15 protein-coding genes are annotated in these 16,845 nt (G+C 31.4%); 11 read left to right on the top strand and 4 right to left on the bottom strand.

Annotation, left to right across the window (positions count from 1 at the left end; all coding sequences use genetic code 11):
* From A8975_RS05120 to A8975_RS05110, 3 genes are read left to right on the top strand one after another with little or no spacing between them, the layout of a single operon-like run.
* Positions 1 to 936, top strand: a complete 936-nt coding sequence (locus A8975_RS05120; protein WP_238155784.1) for a DUF1835 domain-containing protein — start codon at positions 1 to 3, stop codon at positions 934 to 936.
* Positions 926 to 1,795, top strand: a complete 870-nt coding sequence (locus tag A8975_RS05115; RefSeq protein ID WP_134198921.1) for a nucleoside phosphorylase — start codon at positions 926 to 928, stop codon at positions 1,793 to 1,795. The genes A8975_RS05120 and A8975_RS05115 overlap by 11 nt, the downstream gene beginning before the upstream one ends.
* A gap of 2 nt (positions 1,796 to 1,797) precedes the next feature.
* On the top strand, positions 1,798 to 2,652 hold the full coding sequence (locus A8975_RS05110) for a substrate-binding domain-containing protein (protein ID WP_129760042.1): 855 nt from the start codon (positions 1,798 to 1,800) through the stop codon (positions 2,650 to 2,652).
* Between the two features lie 303 nt (positions 2,653 to 2,955).
* Here the strand turns inward: A8975_RS05110 and A8975_RS05105 are convergent, their stop codons facing one another.
* Complete coding sequence (locus tag A8975_RS05105) at positions 2,956 to 3,621, bottom strand: uracil-DNA glycosylase (protein ID WP_134198920.1); 666 nt, start codon at positions 3,619 to 3,621, stop codon at positions 2,956 to 2,958.
* A 174-nt stretch (positions 3,622 to 3,795) separates the two neighbouring features.
* Between A8975_RS05105 and A8975_RS05100 the strand changes: the two genes are divergently transcribed.
* From A8975_RS05100 to A8975_RS05065, 8 genes are all read left to right on the top strand, one after another.
* Entirely contained in the window at positions 3,796 to 4,236 is a 441-nt protein-coding gene (locus A8975_RS05100) for a hypothetical protein (protein WP_134198919.1), read from the top strand.
* Between the two features lie 158 nt (positions 4,237 to 4,394).
* Positions 4,395 to 5,174, top strand: a complete 780-nt coding sequence (locus tag A8975_RS05095; RefSeq protein ID WP_134198918.1) for a hypothetical protein — start codon at positions 4,395 to 4,397, stop codon at positions 5,172 to 5,174.
* 235 nt (positions 5,175 to 5,409) lie between these two features.
* The gene (locus tag A8975_RS05090) at positions 5,410 to 5,904 is read left to right on the top strand and encodes a hypothetical protein (protein ID WP_036119663.1); all 495 of its coding nucleotides are present in this window, start codon (positions 5,410 to 5,412) and stop codon (positions 5,902 to 5,904) included.
* Between the two features lie 189 nt (positions 5,905 to 6,093).
* Complete coding sequence (locus A8975_RS05085) at positions 6,094 to 7,065, top strand: hypothetical protein (RefSeq protein WP_134198917.1); 972 nt, start codon at positions 6,094 to 6,096, stop codon at positions 7,063 to 7,065.
* Positions 7,066 to 7,258: 193 nt separating this feature from the next.
* On the top strand, positions 7,259 to 8,230 hold the full coding sequence (locus A8975_RS05080) for a leucine-rich repeat domain-containing protein (RefSeq protein ID WP_134198916.1): 972 nt from the start codon (positions 7,259 to 7,261) through the stop codon (positions 8,228 to 8,230).
* Positions 8,231 to 8,481: 251 nt separating this feature from the next.
* A complete protein-coding gene (locus A8975_RS05075) occupies positions 8,482 to 10,647 on the top strand; it encodes an endonuclease MutS2 (protein ID WP_134198915.1) in 2,166 nt (721 codons plus the stop codon).
* Positions 10,648 to 10,832: 185 nt separating this feature from the next.
* Positions 10,833 to 11,252: a thiol-disulfide oxidoreductase DCC family protein gene (locus tag A8975_RS05070; RefSeq protein WP_134198914.1), complete on the top strand. Its 420-nt coding sequence runs from the start codon at positions 10,833 to 10,835 to the stop codon at positions 11,250 to 11,252.
* Positions 11,253 to 11,627: 375 nt separating this feature from the next.
* Positions 11,628 to 13,652 (top strand): DUF4139 domain-containing protein, encoded by a 2,025-nt coding sequence (locus A8975_RS05065; protein ID WP_134198913.1) that lies wholly within the window; start codon positions 11,628 to 11,630, stop codon positions 13,650 to 13,652.
* A 368-nt stretch (positions 13,653 to 14,020) separates the two neighbouring features.
* Here A8975_RS05065 and A8975_RS05060 read toward each other — a convergent pair whose 3' ends face one another.
* Genes A8975_RS05060 through A8975_RS05050 form a run of 3 tightly spaced genes read right to left on the bottom strand, consistent with a single transcriptional unit; the run spans position 14,021 to position 16,843 of the window.
* Positions 14,021 to 15,181, bottom strand: coding sequence for a flavohemoglobin expression-modulating QEGLA motif protein (locus A8975_RS05060; RefSeq protein WP_131506641.1), 1,161 nt, complete (start codon positions 15,179 to 15,181; stop codon positions 14,021 to 14,023).
* Positions 15,181 to 16,011: an N-formylglutamate amidohydrolase gene (locus A8975_RS05055; protein ID WP_134198912.1), complete on the bottom strand. Its 831-nt coding sequence runs from the start codon at positions 16,009 to 16,011 to the stop codon at positions 15,181 to 15,183. Before A8975_RS05055 ends, A8975_RS05060 begins: the two co-directional genes overlap by 1 nt.
* A 1-nt stretch (position 16,012) precedes the next feature.
* A complete protein-coding gene (locus A8975_RS05050; protein ID WP_134198911.1) occupies positions 16,013 to 16,843 on the bottom strand; it encodes a sulfurtransferase in 831 nt (276 codons plus the stop codon).
* Positions 16,844 to 16,845: the final 2 nt, after the last annotated feature.

The following is a 16,845-nucleotide window of genomic DNA, read 5'->3' as shown; positions in this document are numbered from 1 at the left end:
ATGGAAACATTGCATATTACAAATGGAGATAGCCTAACCGAAAGGTTATTAGAACTCTCAATACAAGGTGATATTTTAACTTGGGATGAAATGCTTTGTGAAGGTCCAACTACTGAGCGTATTGATGCTAAAGAGTATTTAAAAATCAGAAAAGACTTTTTTAACGATGTGTATAATCTAGATTTTCATGATGAAAAATTCTTTGAAGACATCAACAAGCTTAATAATGCTGATACCTACAAAGAAATTGTCCTTTGGTTTGAATACGATTTATTCTGCCATATCAACCTTGTTGCTGTAATAAGCTTAATCAAACAAAAACAAATTAATCTTCCTGTGTATTTAGTGTGTTCTGGTAGAATTGAAGGCGAAAAAAGCCTCAAAGGATTGCCAGAGCTTACACAAAGCCAGCTTTTAAACCACTATAAAAATAAAATAAAGCTTTCTGAAGAGGATTTAGATTTGGCAACAACTGTATGGAAAACCTATTGTGGTAAAGACCACAACCTATTAAAGCCTTACATCACCAAAAAATCATCGTTTAAATATTTAAGCAATTGCTTAAAAGCGCATTTAGAACGTTTTCCTGATTCAAAAAGTGGTCTGAGTGTTTTAGAGCATAATATTTTAGCTATTGTGAGAGATAACGATATAAAATCTAGACATCATCTTTTAGGTTATACCCTAAATTATCAAGGCTATTTTGGGTTTGGAGATATTCAAATTAACCGATTAATTGATAAACTTTCCATATTCTTCAACGAAGAAGAGCAACATATTTCTTTAAATAGAAAAGGTCATGAAGCCTTATTAAATACTACTAATTATTCATCTGAAATAAACAATAACATTTACTATGGTGGAGTAAATAGATTGGATTTTCAGTTTAGTAAACAACAAAACAAACTTATTAAAACACCAATAAATGCCTATTAAAGCGTCTGAACTTATCTTAAATCCTGATGGTAGTATTTACCATTTAAATTTACGACCAGAACATATTTCTGATACTATTATTACTGTTGGTGATCCTGATAGAGTTGATAGTGTTACTAAACATTTTGACACTATTGAATTTCAAACTAAAAAACGGGAGTTTCACACCCAAACAGGAACTTATAAAAACAAACGTATTACAGTAATTTCAACAGGAATTGGTACTGATAATATTGATATTGTATTTAACGAGCTAGATGCTTTGGTAAATATCGATTTTGATAAACGCGAAGTAAAACAAGACCTTACTTCGTTAAATATTGTTAGAATAGGGACTTCTGGTTCTATCCAAAAAGAAATTCCTACCGATTCGTTTTTAATAAGTGAATATGCTGCAGGTTTTGACAGTTTATTACATTTTTACGAAAGCGAACATGTGCAATATCCTGAAATTTCTGAAGCATTAATACAACATTTAGATTGGTTTAAACATAAATCAAGACCTTACATTGTGTCTTGTGACCAAGCACTTTACAACAAACTAAGCTCATCACAAACAGCACAAGGGTTTACAGCAACCAATGTTGGATTTTATGGACCACAAGGACGTGTGTTAAGGTTGCCTGTTCAAGACCCAAAATTAAATGATAAATTAGCATCGTTTAATTATCAAGGAAAAGCCATTACTAACCTTGAAATGGAAACCGCAGGAATTTACGGTTTAGCAAAATTATTAGGTCATAAAGCATTATCCATGAATGCCATAATAGCAAACAGAGCATCAGGAACGTTTAGTGAAGACCCAAAAGCAATTGTAGACGATTTAATTCTTTACACGCTTAACAAACTTACAGATTGAATATGAAGAACGTAAAAATTGGAGGTGTACCAGAGCATTTTAACCTTGCTTGGTATTTAACTTTAAAAAATGGTGAATACAAAGACGAAGGGATTAATCTACGTTGGAAAGACTATTATGGTGGTACAGGTTCAATGTGTAAAGCACTTCGTAATGGTGATATTGACATGGCAGTTATTTTAACTGAAGGTATCGTTAAAGATATTGTTGAAGGTAACCCTAGTAAAATAGTTCAGGTGTTTGTGCAATCGCCTTTAATTTGGGGAATCCACGTAGCTAATGATTCTAAATACACATCTATTAACGATTTAAAAGGCACAAAAGCAGCAATTAGCAGATATGGTTCTGGGTCGCACTTAATGGCTTATATCAATGCACAAAATAACGATTGGAATTTAGAAGAAGATCTAAATTTTGAGGTCGTTAAAAATCTTGATGGTGCTGTTGAAGGTTTGGTTGACGGTAAAGCAGATTACTTTATGTGGGAAAAATTTACCACTAAACCCATAGTGGATAAAGGTGTGTTTAGACGTGTAGATAATTGCCCAACACCATGGCCTTGTTTTGTTATAGCAGTAAGAGATGAATTTATTGAGAATAATCTAGAGGAGTTAAATACCATCTTAGACATTATAAACAATACAACTTCTGATTTTAAGAGCATACCTAGTATTGATAAAACCATTTCTAACAGATACGACCAAAAACTTGAAGACGTACAAGAATGGTTAAATTTAACCGAATGGTCTCAAGAAAACATAGATAAATCAACAATAACTAATGTTCAAAACAAGCTGTTTGAATTGAATATTATCGATAAAAAACTTCAATATCCCGAAATAGTTTACAAATTGTAGTAGGGAAATCGCTACTAAACTTGTTATATAGTTAAAGGTTAAACTTATATTACTTAAGTGTTATTTTTTGGCATTTTTTGTACGTAACTTTCTATATATTAAAATTTTACTTACATTTGCCCATACCCAAACCAAGTTAAATGCTTGACTAAACCGTTGATTCTATGATTATGAAAATTACTTTATTGCTATTTTTTCTAGTTGCTGTTAACTTCTTATTGCTATTCTTTAGCTGCAACAAAACGACTAAAAAAGCACAATCCAAAAGAAAAGTTGTTAGAGACTTTAGAGAGCCAAAAGTGGTTACCAAACAATTGGAACAAACCCAACTTGCTCCAACAGGGAGTTAGTTTTACTAAAGTGTTTGTTACCAAACCAATACCCTCTATTTGCGCTTAATGGCGAAGGATGTCCTGATGTAAGTATATGATGCTTGGTCTTATCAATTAGCGACGCTTTCTTTTTAGCAAACCCTCCCCAAAGTAAAAAAACCACATTCTCTTTTTCTTTACTTATGCTTTGTATTACAGCATCAGTAAACGTTTCCCAACCTTTTTTTTGATGACTTCCTGCTGTATGTGCTTTAACTGTTAAAGTCGCATTTAAAAGCAGCACACCTTGTTTTGCCCAACGTTCAAGATTACCACTTTTAGGATAAGGCGTATTGACATCAGTTTCAATTTCTTTAAAAATATTAATTAATGATGGTGGATGCGGAATACCATCGTTAACCGAAAAACACAATCCGTTAGCTTGTCCTGGACCATGATAAGGGTCTTGACCTATAATAACTACTCTCACTTCGTTAAAAGTACAATGCTCAAATGCAGAAAATATTTGCTTAGCAGGAGGATAACACGTACTTGTAGCGTAAGCATCTTTTACAAAACTAACCAACTCAGAAAAATACGGTTTGTTAAATTCTTCTTGTAAATAGGGTTTCCAGCTTGGGTGTATATTAACGTCCATAATGTATTGCGTGTATCACAAAAATAAAGCTATCCTACTACTCTACTAAATTTATTTACAGGAAATATAACTACGTTCAGAAACCAAACCGAAAGAATTTAAGATATTTTGAAGCAACCTTTTAAGGTTTATAGAGACTATTAAGAAAACACATTAATTAAAAAATGAAATATTATGAATAAACAAACTATCTATTCGGTATTACTTGTTCTTGTCGTAATTGTAACATCTTGTTCAAATGATGATGATACCGAACCTACAATTGGAAACTTAAAAGATGTAACCGATTGTGAAATAGCAATAGAAACAAACACATTAGCATCAATATGTGTAGATGGAACTGATTTTGCTCTACCTAATGAAATCATAAAATTTGTAACAACTTTTTACTCAAAAAATGACAACCCTATTGATACCGAATTTATATGGACTATAGAATCTGGTAATATGGAAATTTTGAACATTGAAAATTCGACTAGCGGCTTAATTGCCAAATCGATTGCTATAATTAAATTTAATGCTGACTTTTCAGGAAATGGTGTAATAAAAGGAATGGCTGAAAATAATACTGGAAGTGGATTTGCCACACATAGTATTGAACTGGAGTCTAATTAAAAATAAAGCTATTTTACTACTCTATTAAAAAAACAACTATTAGTTACTAACAATTTGTGCATTAAATAGCTTCATAAACATATATAATACTTTGATTACTAATATTTAAAACACTAACTTCGTTTAACGATCCATATCTTATAAAGTTAGCACCAATTATGAAAAAAATTCTGCTTACCATAATATTTATTACTATTTCAAGCAAACTTTTGGCTTGTTCTTGTGGAATAGTTCCATTAATGGATAGAATTCCAATGTCTGACTTTATTGCAACTGCAAAAATCCTTAAAATTTCACCTGACAAAGAAAATTCGAACTTACACGATATTCAAATAGAAATAATTGACCTGTATAAAGGACAACAAACGAGCAATTTAAAAATCTATAGTGCTTTAAATAGTAGTTGTGCATTTTATACACCTGAAAATAGTGAATGGTTAATTTTTGCGAGTAAAAATAAAAACGGAAATTTGAGTTTTGGGTATTGTTCTGGCGCAAAACAAATAGATAGAAAATTCAACTCTGAAAAATATCCATACGCGGAAAAGAACTATAAAAAATCAATTGAACTCAAACTTCAAGTACTTGAATATTTAAAAAAGTCTGAACTTCAAACTTCAAACGAATTTGGATTAAGAACATCATTTTCTAACGGTTGCTTAAAGGAATTCAAAGGTTATGAAGTCAAAACGGATAGATTTGCACTTTATGAATTGACTGTTGAGAGTGATTTGTCGATTAGTGAAGTTAAAGTATTAAAAGAATTTGACAATGAAAACCTTAAAAATGACTTGTTGAACTGTGTTAAAGAAAGTGTCAAGATTTATACTCGGAAAAAAGAAACTGATATATCAAATAAAACAAAAATTATAATTGGACTTTACTATTATGCTTCCGAAAGAGGTAACGAAAGTTTTATAGGACAATTTGATTTATAAAATAACTGTTGCTAACAATGGCTATAAGTAATGGCGCTGTCCTCGCCTACTTCTAAAAGCACAACTATTAGTTACTAACAATTTGTGCATTAAATAATTTTACAAACTCAGGTAATACCTTGATTACTAACATTTAAAGCTTTAACTTCGCTTAACGGTAGATATAGATTATTAAAATAATCCATTTCTTATAAAGTTGGCAATAATTAGAAAGTAACCGTAAATCCAAAATAAAATGAAAAATTTAACACTTCTTTTAGTGACAATATTTCTTATTTCTTGTAACGAAAAAAACAAGCAAACGGAAATAAAATCGATGGATGAAACCAAAATAGATATTCAAGCCGAATTAGCATCGATTGAGGAAACTCGCGCAGGCTTTCAATTGGCAATTAAAGAAAAACGCTATGCTGATTTAAGGAATTATGGTACTAAAGATATCATATCATTAACACCTATTTGTGGGACTTGGGAAGAATATAAACGTCTACGAAATGAACCTGTGGGCTCTTTTAGTTACGACAGTTTGATTATGAAACCTAAAGAAACAATTATTGTAAGTGATAGTATAGCGTATGACTTTGGAACAAGCTCTGTTTATTACACCAATGAACAAGGTGAACCGATAGAAATTGAGGATACTTTCTTGGCCATACTAAAAAAGGACAAGAGCGATGGAAAATGGAAATTACACAGAGAAGTAGCCACAACTAATAAATTGGAAAAATAACTATTGCCAACAATGTATAACTGCAATTACGGCGGATTCGACTATTTCTGAAAAACACAACTTAGTTACCATTAAATAATTTTACAAACGCTGGTAATACCCTGATTACTAAAATTGAAAACTTTAACTTCACTTAACAATAGGTATAGATAATTAAAACAATCCATATCTTATAAAGTTGGCACCAATATGACAAAAATCCTGCGAAAATTTATATCGTATTTTATAATAAGTGGTTTAGTTTACTACTTGTTTTTAGTTGTTGAGACCATCAGCTTATATTTTAGCGAATTTGGATTTGACCTAACGAATGGAATACTTTTTAGTTTTAGTCAAATACCAGCAGTAATTAATTTTGGTGTTTTCATTGGCTTAATCTTGGTTACAGCGGAATTAATAAAAGATAAAGTTCCTGTCTCAAAATTTTTCCAATTCGGACTTATCGCATCACTAATCTTTGGTGGACTAATATTCTTACTATCCAATAGTGTGGTGCCAAAGCTACGAATGACATCATTCTTGGATAGATATGAAAACGCAAGAAAAGAACCATTTACGTCACAAGAAAGAATTGAAAAAGCTACCGAATACAAAAAAACAAATGTTGATATGATGAGTATTGGACTTATAAACCAATATTCTGACTCTTTAGAAACTGAAAACAATTCTCAAAAGAAAATTATCTCTGACTTATTTAAAAAAATTCCTGATAGTATAATTCAAAATGATTTTTCTAAAACGGAAATTAACGAATACGGAATCTCAAAAAACGAGTTGACAACAGAATTTAATCGCAGAGATTTATTTCAATTAAAAAACGAAATAAGAAAGAATACGCTATTGACAAAGCAATTAAGAAAATCTAATTGGACAAAAAACACTCGATATTTAAACAGTTTTCTGACTCTATTTCTGGTTTGCTTTGCCATAGTTATTGGAGCGAATTTTAAAAATCAATTAATATTTTCATTGGTCTGTATCGGAATTGTGATTTATTCACAGACCTTAACTTTATTGACGACATCATCGGACTACTTTATAAACGGAGAGAACTTATTGGGACTGATTTTTAAGTTTACGATAATTCTGGTTATATTTTTATATTTAGTCTATCGAATGAAAACGAATAAAAATACTGGTGCCAACAATGGCTATAAGTAATTGCTTGATTTCATTTACTTCTAAAAGCACAACTATTAGTTACTAACAATTTGTGCATTAAATAATTTTACAAACGTGTGTAATACCTTGATTACTAAAATTGAAAACTTTAACTTCGCTTAACGGTAGATATAGATAATTAAAACAATCCATATCTTATAAAGTTGGCAAACATTTAAACGAAACGAATTGAATGGGAAAGAAACCATATTATCGTCCTACCGCATTTATGGGTTTTTTCGTTGCAATAGCGATAGGAATAATAGGTACTATTGGAATTTATGTAGTTCAAGCCGTTATTCTTCTTATTATATTAGCTTATTTGTACTTTAAGTACTTTGATAAATCAGAATCAAAAGAAAAAGAACAGCCAATAAGCGATATTAAAGATAAGACTGAACAAATAGTTTTACATAAATCAAGAGCAGAAAAAAAGCCAACAGAGGTTTCAAAAAAAATAGATACAAATAAATCTGATTTCGAGTGGTGGAATCATCTTGATAAAGAATGGAAATCAATTTTTTTAGAAAATATAGACAACCCGATAAATAAAGATATTGGGATTTACGATTTATCAAAAATTAAAAGCACCTCGATTCTTAAAATTGATAACAAAGAGATAAAAAGTTTATTGCCATTGACCTTTTTAGAAAATCTAAAGGAATTATACTTGGCTCGGGTCCAAATACAAGATTTCTCGCCAATTCAAAGGCTTACAAAATTGGAAAAATTAGAGCTTATTGATTTAAACCTAAAAGAAGTCGGCTTTTTAAGCTATTTGGATGATTTAAAGCATTTAAATTTAAGTAATAACAAAATATCTTCGAGGTATTTTGAACCTATTGAAAATCTAAATTCTTTAGTTTATCTAAATATGTCAAATAATGAAATTCATTCCTTTGGCGGTTATTACAATAAAAACAGAAACAATTTTAGTCAACTTGAAAAGGTGGACTTAACAAGTAATAAAGTACAGAATTTAGCAGATTTGTCAATGCTAAAAAATTTAAAAACTCTTATATTAAAAGACAACTATTTGGATAAAATTGAATACTTGCATAGAAGTACGAATTTAAAAATGATTGATTTAAAAAATAATATTTTAGAAAAGGAACAGATTTTAGACTTAAAAAACAAGATTACGGATTGTGAAATAAAACATTAACTAAAAAACGTTTGCCAACAACGTGTATAGCTCATTGCGGCTGAATTCCTAATCGGAATTCATTGCAATTTGCTATCTTTCGGTTACTGCGGAAAATCCTCGCGGATTTCCCGCAACGAGCCATACACAAAACCGTTAAGCGCAACTCCAAAAAATTCCATAGTTCAATTGTATTATGTAAGTTTGTACTCCTTTTAAAAAATTAGGTTTCACTACATATAAATAAGCTTCTTGCTGTCGCAGGAAATAGTATGGTTAACATTCATAAAAAGACATTACAAGATTTAGAGTTTCATGTTGTGCTGCAACAGGTTTCAGAGTATTGCATTACCAACTTGGGTAAAACCCAATGTCTTGCGATTACTCCTGTTAGTAATCGTAACGCATTAATGCAAGAGCTACACATGACCAATGAATATCTGGCGTCTTTTGAAAACGAAAACAGAATTCCTAATCATGGATTTGAACCTATCACCAGAGAATTACAATTCTTAAACATTGAAGGTTCGGTTTTGGAAACTCTTAGCTTTAAAAAAATTGTATCCATTTCAACCGTTTGTAATGAGATTATCACGTTTTTAAAGAAGTTTGAAGAGTATTATCCTACTTTATCCACTCATGCGTCTCACATTGAAGTTACTAAGGAGCTAATCAACCAAATTAATGTAATTATTGATCGATTTGGTGATGTAAAAGACAAAGCATCACAAGAGCTCTATACCATAAGGCAATCTATAAACAATGTAAGAGGAAAAATAAACCAAAGTTTTACAAGTGCGCTTAACAGTTACAGTGCTTTAGATTATCTAGATGATATTAGGGAAACCGTTATTGAAAACAAGCGTGTGCTTGCTGTTAAAGCCATGTACCGACGCAAAGTAAAAGGTAGTATTCTTGGTAATAGCAAAACAGGAAGCATTATTTATATGCAACCTGAAGCGACGTTTCAACACGCCAGAGAGCTCAACAACCTTGAGTTTGAAGAACAAGAAGAAGTTGAAAAAATACTAAAAGCACTTACCGAAGCTACTCGACCTTTCGCTGAGCTTTTGGAGCAATACCAAACCTTTTTAACCAAAATAGATGTGGTTGCTGCAAAAGCAAAATATGCACAAAGTACCAATGCGTTGTTGCCAAATATCAATACCAACAAAACCTATATAGCTAAAAACGCGTACCATCCACTACTCTATTTATCTAATAAAAAGGAAGGTTTAAAAACTTTTCCACAATCTATAGAGCTGCAACCTGAAAATAGGATTATTGTTATTTCAGGACCAAATGCTGGTGGAAAAAGTATCACTTTAAAAACCATAGGACTGCTTCAGGTTATGTTACAAAGTGGTATGCTTATTCCTGTTCATGAAAAAAGTGATGTGTGTTTGTTTGATAGAATTCTTACTGATATTGGTGACAATCAATCTATTGAAAACCATTTGAGTACCTACAGTTATCGCTTAAAACAAATGAATTACTTTTTAAGAAAGTGCAATAAAAATACCTTGTTTTTAATTGATGAGTTTGGTACAGGAAGTGACCCTGAGCTAGGAGGCGCTTTGGCCGAAACCTTTTTGGAAGAGTTTTACCATAGAGAAGCTTACGGAATTATTACAACGCACTACTCAAACCTAAAAATTTTGGCAAACGAATTACCATTTATGCAAAATGCCAATATGCTGTTTGATGAAAAAACTTTGGAACCGATGTTTAAACTGGTTTTAGGTCAAGCAGGAAGTAGTTTTACGTTTGAAGTAGCGCAGAAAAACGGAATTCCGTATAGTTTAATCAACAGAGCTAAAAAGAAAATTGAACGTGGTAAAGTACGTTTTGACCGAACCATTGCTAAGCTTCAAAAAGAACGCAGTAAACTTGAAAAGACAGAGCGTTCATTAAAAGAGAACGAACAGAAAAAGCAAAATGAAGCTGATAAGCTAGAAGAAATTAATGCTAGAGTTCAGAAGAAACTAGAGAACTATCAAGAGTTATATGATAGTAACCAACGCTTGATTTATTTAGGACAAAAGGTAAACGAACTTGCCGAAGGTTATTTTGAAAACAAGCGCAAACGTCAACTTATGGATGAACTTTTTAAGCTTGTACAGATAGAAAATTCTAAGCGCAAGAAGATATCAGCAAAGCAAAAACGTGCTGAAAAGAACAAAGAACAGCAAGTTAAAAAGGAAGTTGAAAAGAAAGTAAACGTTATACGACAAAAGAAAAAAGCAGCTAAGAAAAAGGAAGTTGTAGTTGAAAAACCAAAACCTGTTTTAAAAGTTGGTGATAGAGTTCGTATGGAAGATGGTCGTGCTATTGGTAGTATTGATACTATTGAAAAAGGAAAAGCAACCGTTAACTATGGTATGTTTACAACCAACGTGAGTTTGGATTTGCTGGAGTTGGTTGAAGCTAAAAAATAATAAAATACTGTCAATTCGAGTATGTCACACTTAGTGTTGGTATGTATCGAGAATAAGGATTTTACGTTTAAAGAAGTTCTCGATACAATTTTTTTTAAAAAATCACTCGAACTGACTTTTGGAGCATAGAGTGTTTTAACTCAATTTTTTAAATTCGCTACTGTAAGATATTGTACTTTTGTATTGTGAAATACAACTTACCAGAACATAAACAATTAATTCTTTTTGATGGTGTTTGCAACCTTTGCAATAGTTCCGTTCAATATGTTATTAAACATGATAAACACAATACGTTTATGTTTACTGCATTGCAAAACAATACAGGACAAGAAATCATAAAGGATTTTAATATAGATACGTCTAAGATAGATTCTATTTTATTGTTTTCACACGAAAAAGGACTGTATTACAAATCTACTGCTGCTTTAAAAATAGCATCTCAATTGGGTTTTCCTAGAAACTTGATGGCTGTGTTTTTAATCGTTCCTTCGTTTATTCGTAATTGGGTTTACGATTTTATTGCCAAAAACCGTTATAAATGGTATGGCAAACAAGAGGCTTGCATGATACCTACTCCAGAGTTACAATCTAAATTTTTAAAATAAAAAAAAGCCCACTTAATCAAGTGGGCTTTTTCTAACAATTAACAACTAATTAAAAACTAATTTAACTCTAAAAATTACTTTAATAATTAAAGGGAATCAATTATAAAAGTTTGATTTATAGCACATTATTTTAATATTGTAAATGTATGCGTTACGTGTTAGGGAGCACAAAAATATCGATATAAAGCCTAAAAAATTTGTTCAAAAAGGCATAATTGTAAATAATGTCTATGAACTGCATAAGTTTAATTATCTGTTTGTTAACTAACTCAAAATAGGATTATACTCAAAGAAAGAAGCCTTAAACTCAATAGAGGTTTTAATTTTCGTGGTGTGGTAATAGTTTTACTAAACAAAACTAAATCATCTACAATCATGAAAAACATTCTACTATTATTTTTTATAGTTTCAACTCTTGGCTTTGCTAACAAGAAAAACACGTCTTCCACTATTAAAGAAGTCACAGTGTACTTAAATGGAGCACAAATAACACGAACAACTACTGTTAGTGTTCCTGTTGGCACAACCGAATTTGTTTTGGATAATCTCTCACCTAATATTCAAGAAAGTAGCATTCAAGTTTCTGGACTAAAGCAAGCCTCTGTACTTTCTATCAACTATGGCATCAATTATTTAACCAAAAAAAATTATACCAAAACAATAGATTCATTACAAACCCAAAAAGATGTATTGTACGATAAAATTCAAATAGAAGACCAATTGATTTCTGGGTATAACGAAGAACTTTTTATAATTCAAAATAACCGAAAATTGAGTAGTGATACTGAAACAGTAAGTTTAGAAAAAGTTAAAGCTTTTGCTAATTACTACCGAACTCGTATTACAGAAATTAATGCGCTTGTTTATAAATCTGAAAAACAAAAAAAAGAATACAATGCGTCAATTTTATTGATTCAAAAACAATTACAAGAACTTAATGTAGATGATAAAGTACAAACAGGTGAAATTAGTTTAAAGCTCAATTCTGCAGTGACAGAAAAACTAAATTTGATAATCAAATACAATGTAACAAACGCTGGATGGTTTCCTATTTACGACTTAAAAGCTGAGAAGATTAATGCGCCAATTAATCTACAATATAAGGCTCATGTGTACCAAACAACTGGTATTGAATGGGATGATGTAAAACTTACGCTTTCTACTAGCGACCCAACAACAAACAATTTAAAACCAGATGTAAACACTAAATTTTTAAATTTTATAAGTCCTTATAGTAATTATCAAAATCAACGTGCCACAAAAAGTTATAATTACAAGTACAACCCAATGGTAAAAACTATTTCAGGCACCATAACTTCTTCTTCAGATGGTTTACCACTTCCAGGAGTTAATGTTATTGAACAAGGTACTACAAATGGCACTCAAACTGATTTTGACGGAAACTACACGTTGAGAGTTACAGGAGAAAGCAATACTATTGAGTATTCATATGTAGGTATGCAAAGTGAAGTCTTACCAATACATTCAAGCACGATTAATGTTTCAATGCAAGAAGATGTTGCTCAACTTGATGAAATAGTAGTTACAGGTTATGCTAATACAAGAATACGAGGTAATAATTCGGTTAAAAAAGATAAAGATCCTCTATATATTGTTGATGGAGTTCCAATGGACGCAAAAGACTTTAACCAGCTAGACCAAAACAGTATTTCTAATATTAATATTTTAAAAGATGCTAGTGCTACAAGTATTTACGGTTCTAGAGCTGAAAATGGTGTTATACTAGTTACTACAAAAAGAACAACCAGTAATGGTGATTTTATTGATGAAGGTATTACAAATACACGTTTTGAAATTCAAAAAAATTATACAATTACTTCAAATGGTGACATAACAGTTATTGAGATTGACACGTATTCAATTGATGCAACGTATTCTTATTTTGCTGCTCCTGTGATAAACGAAAACGTATTTTTAACTGCAAAAATTGGCAATTGGGAACAGTATAATCTTTTACCTGCTGAAGCCAATGTGTATTTTGAAGGTAGCTATTCGGGAACAACCAACATTAATCCTTACGCTACAACTGACAGTCTTACAGTATCTTTGGGAGTTGATCCTAATGTTGCAATAAAACGTTCACAAAATAAAGACTTTAAAAAGAACGCTTTTATAGGCAGTAACAAGATTATCACTAAAAATTATGATATTGAATTAAAGAATAACAAACCTACCTCAATTGATATTGTTGTACTTGATAGAATTCCAATAAGTCAAAACAAAGACATTAAAGTTGATGATATTGAAACAGGTATTTCAAACTATGATAAGGACAAAGGAATTATGGAATGGAAGCTTAAACTGTCTTCAAACGAATCTAAAAAGCTGAATTTTGGATATACATTAAAATATCCTAAATATAAACGCATTAATATGTGACAAAAAAATAAGCCTCAAAACGAAGCGACATCAGTTTGAGCCTAACTTCAGTTAGTTGGGAACTGCTCAAATTCTTTTGTAAGGCATGTCTAACCTTACACAGGTATTAGGAAAACTAATAGATGTTTTTGTTTTGAGGCTTTACTTTGTAGTCAATGTATATAATGATTAGGTTCATATGTAATGTCACTTCGAGTAAAATTCTGAAAGAATTTTGTATCGAGAAGTGCTTTTATGATGGAAGTTTTCTTGTTTTCGATACAAATCCCACTCAATTTAATCGTGAAATTCACTCTAACTGACGAAAATTTCTTATTCACTATTCACGCTAGTTAAGATTTTTTAAATCTTTTCTTAAAACAATTGGTCTACTTCAAACTTTTTAAAATAAAATCTAGATTTTTATTAGCGACATCATCGTTAAGATAAGCATCAGTAAAGTGTTTTGAGGTATTAGCTAAACCTAATTCTTGAAGTTTTTTTATGGTATCAATATATTCTAAAGACACTTTTCCTGTTAATAACACATCCAAATCCTTACCAGCTTTAGCATATTTATATACTTTTTCTAAACCTGTTAAATATAAATGGTCTTTGGTAAAACCTCCTCCTCTATGCACTCGCAAGGTTATTGAAAAGGCTTTGTTTTTGTTGAGTTTATATTGACTATAAAGTAAATCGAACGTATCAGCAAACGAATAGCCTTTTATTAAGCTATCTACAGCAATAATCCTATATGCTAGTTCCTTTAGTCGTGTTAAGGTTAAACATCCTGACTTGTATTCAGAAAACACTGCTAAACCTTCTTGGGTTTCAACATTGTTTGGCAATCCGTTAGAAAACACTTTTAAAGGTTGGTTTAACCCATTAAAAGTGGTTACCATGTGTACTCCAATTTCGTGGTTTGCCAATACTTTTAATTGATTTTTGCTGAACTTATGGTTTTTACGCAACACTAACGTTTGTGTATTGTTAATCACCATTGCTGCTGCTGAAATGTTAGTTGACAGCTTTAAGTTGTATTTAAAATCATAACGCTTTGCAAAGTCTTCAAAATACGCTTTTGCTTCATTAGCATCGTACATAGGAAGCATATCTTCTTCAAAGTCGGTATCATCAAAACGCAGAATAAATTTAGCGTTGTCAATATCCTTTTCAGTTGGTGTTCCAAAACTTTTTAAGCTATTGAAATAGAATTTTCTACCTTGGTTAATGGTTTCAATACATTCAATCAAACCAGAATATTCATAAATTATATCTTCGTATAATTGACGAATATCATCATCTTCAATACGCTCTAAACGCTGAGAATAAAATAAACGATGTAGCTTGTAACCGTTAAACTTTAATTTTGGGTACTTAAAGTTAGGTTCATACTTGTATTTAGAAGCAAAAAACTGTTTTTTTTCACTTTCAATATTCAACGGATTAATATAATTGAGCAACTCTATTTTTTTAACCAAGCGGTTTAGATTTGCATCAATATCAAAAAGGCTTTGGTATTCTTCAATTAAGGTATCGTCAAGCATCATTTAGAATAAGTATTATAAAACTCAGCAGCATGTTTTGGTAATCTGGTTTTAAGCTCTTGTGCTACTGTCGAAACAACTTCAGGATAAATAATTTGGTCATACTCATCACAATACACCTTAGCTATTTCGGTTGCCAAAACTAAGGTATTTTTAAAGTTATTGGTAATATATTTTAAGAAATATCCATTGCCTTGAAACGTGTCGTTGATTTTAGATGTAGATGAGATATTCTTAGGAAATTTAATTTCTGAAAGACTTTGTCTCCAGGCTTCAATAGATGGTCCAAAACGATTATTATCCACATTACTAGTTCCTAAATTCCAAGTAGGCACTTCCCTATCCCAACGTTGCCAGTTGTAACTGTGCATGTCATATACAACACAAACACCAAACATTTCTTCGAGCTTATTGATAAGCGCTTGTACTACTTTGTAAAAAGCAGCATGCTTTTTCAGGCTTTTGGTTTTCATAGCTTCAGGAAGTGGTGTTTTCCAAAGTTGTTTTCCCCAAGCAGTTTCAAAAACAGCGTCTTCTGGAGTTCTATTCAAATCATATTCAAATCTAGAGTCGCAACCAGCAATAACAATTGGATGTGAAGCTATCATGTTTTTAGTTTCAGGATCTTCTTCATACCATCGTTCATATTCGGTATGTAAACAATTGTCCCAAAGTTCTTTTCTAAACTGATGTCCATCGTGTACAGCTCCACAAGCGTAATGCACATATTCATCAATTTTTATGGTGAAAGAATAATCTTCAGCTACAGCATGAAAACACTTTTCATGATTGATATTTTCAATGATTTTTTCTACAGATAAACGTTCCATATTATTCGTCTTCGGTTAAACTTCCCCATTCAGTCCAAGAACCATCATAAATTGATAGGTTTTTATATCCTGATAATTCTGCTCCAAGAGCCAAAACACAAGCTGTAATACCAGAACCACAAGTAAAAGTAGTTTGCTTATGTTCGCTTAAAACAGCCTTGAAAATAGCCTGTAATTGTTCAATATCTTTAAAACAACCGTTTTCGAGTAAAGACGTATAAGGTATATTAAAAGAACCAGGAATATTGCCACTTCTTAAACCAGCTCTAGGTTCAGGTTCTTCACCACTAAATCTAGCTTGTGAGCGTGCATCAACGATAATATGGTTGTCTTCACCAACTTCGTTAACTACATCGTCAAAAAACTTTATAAATCCTGTATTGTAACTTGCTGTAAAACTTCCAGGTTTGCCTGAATAATCAGCTTTTGTTTCTAGTGGATAATTATGTTTAATCCATTCTGGTAGTCCACCATCTAAAACCGCAATATTATTAAAACCAAAAGTTTTAAACATCCACCAAACACGAGCGCTTGAGTAAATACCTTTGTCGTCATACACTACAATACAACTATCATTATGTATTCCTAATGCTTGTGTTTGCGTTGTAAATTGCTCTACAGAAGGAAATGTATTAGGAAACGACGCATTTGTGTCGCTAAATTTTTGTTTGATGTCAAAAAAACGTGCAGTGGCTATCTGTTTTGAAGAATTACTATCAGAATTTGCTTCAGTAACTTTTCCAATAGTAGCATCCAAAACAATAAGATTTTCATACGCTAAATGTTGGTTTAGCCAATGAACAGACACTAAAGGCTTTGGAACATGTAGCATAT

This window comes from Meridianimaribacter flavus (assembly GCF_004366715.1).
Classification (GTDB): Bacteria; Bacteroidota; Bacteroidia; order Flavobacteriales; family Flavobacteriaceae; genus Gaetbulibacter_B; species Gaetbulibacter_B jejuensis.
The sequence above is the reverse complement of the archived record's forward strand: the minus strand, read 5'-3'. Positions and strand labels throughout refer to the sequence as shown.

Coding starts and splice junctions, on each gene's coding strand:
- A8975_RS05120 (WP_238155784.1), top strand. CDS start 1: ATGGAAACATTGCATATTACAAATGGAGATAGCCTAACCGAAAGGTTA.
- A8975_RS05115 (WP_134198921.1), top strand. CDS start 926: ATGCCTATTAAAGCGTCTGAACTTATCTTAAATCCTGATGGTAGTATT.
- A8975_RS05110 (WP_129760042.1), top strand. CDS start 1,798: ATGAAGAACGTAAAAATTGGAGGTGTACCAGAGCATTTTAACCTTGCT.
- A8975_RS05105 (WP_134198920.1), bottom strand. CDS start 3,621: ATGGACGTTAATATACACCCAAGCTGGAAACCCTATTTACAAGAAGAA.
- A8975_RS05100 (WP_134198919.1), top strand. CDS start 3,796: ATGAATAAACAAACTATCTATTCGGTATTACTTGTTCTTGTCGTAATT.
- A8975_RS05095 (WP_134198918.1), top strand. CDS start 4,395: ATGAAAAAAATTCTGCTTACCATAATATTTATTACTATTTCAAGCAAA.
- A8975_RS05090 (WP_036119663.1), top strand. CDS start 5,410: ATGAAAAATTTAACACTTCTTTTAGTGACAATATTTCTTATTTCTTGT.
- A8975_RS05085 (WP_134198917.1), top strand. CDS start 6,094: ATGACAAAAATCCTGCGAAAATTTATATCGTATTTTATAATAAGTGGT.
- A8975_RS05080 (WP_134198916.1), top strand. CDS start 7,259: ATGGGAAAGAAACCATATTATCGTCCTACCGCATTTATGGGTTTTTTC.
- A8975_RS05075 (WP_134198915.1), top strand. CDS start 8,482: ATGGTTAACATTCATAAAAAGACATTACAAGATTTAGAGTTTCATGTT.
- A8975_RS05065 (WP_134198913.1), top strand. CDS start 11,628: ATGAAAAACATTCTACTATTATTTTTTATAGTTTCAACTCTTGGCTTT.
- A8975_RS05060 (WP_131506641.1), bottom strand. CDS start 15,181: ATGCTTGACGATACCTTAATTGAAGAATACCAAAGCCTTTTTGATATT.
- A8975_RS05055 (WP_134198912.1), bottom strand. CDS start 16,011: ATGGAACGTTTATCTGTAGAAAAAATCATTGAAAATATCAATCATGAA.
- A8975_RS05050 (WP_134198911.1), bottom strand. CDS start 16,843: ATGCTACATGTTCCAAAGCCTTTAGTGTCTGTTCATTGGCTAAACCAA.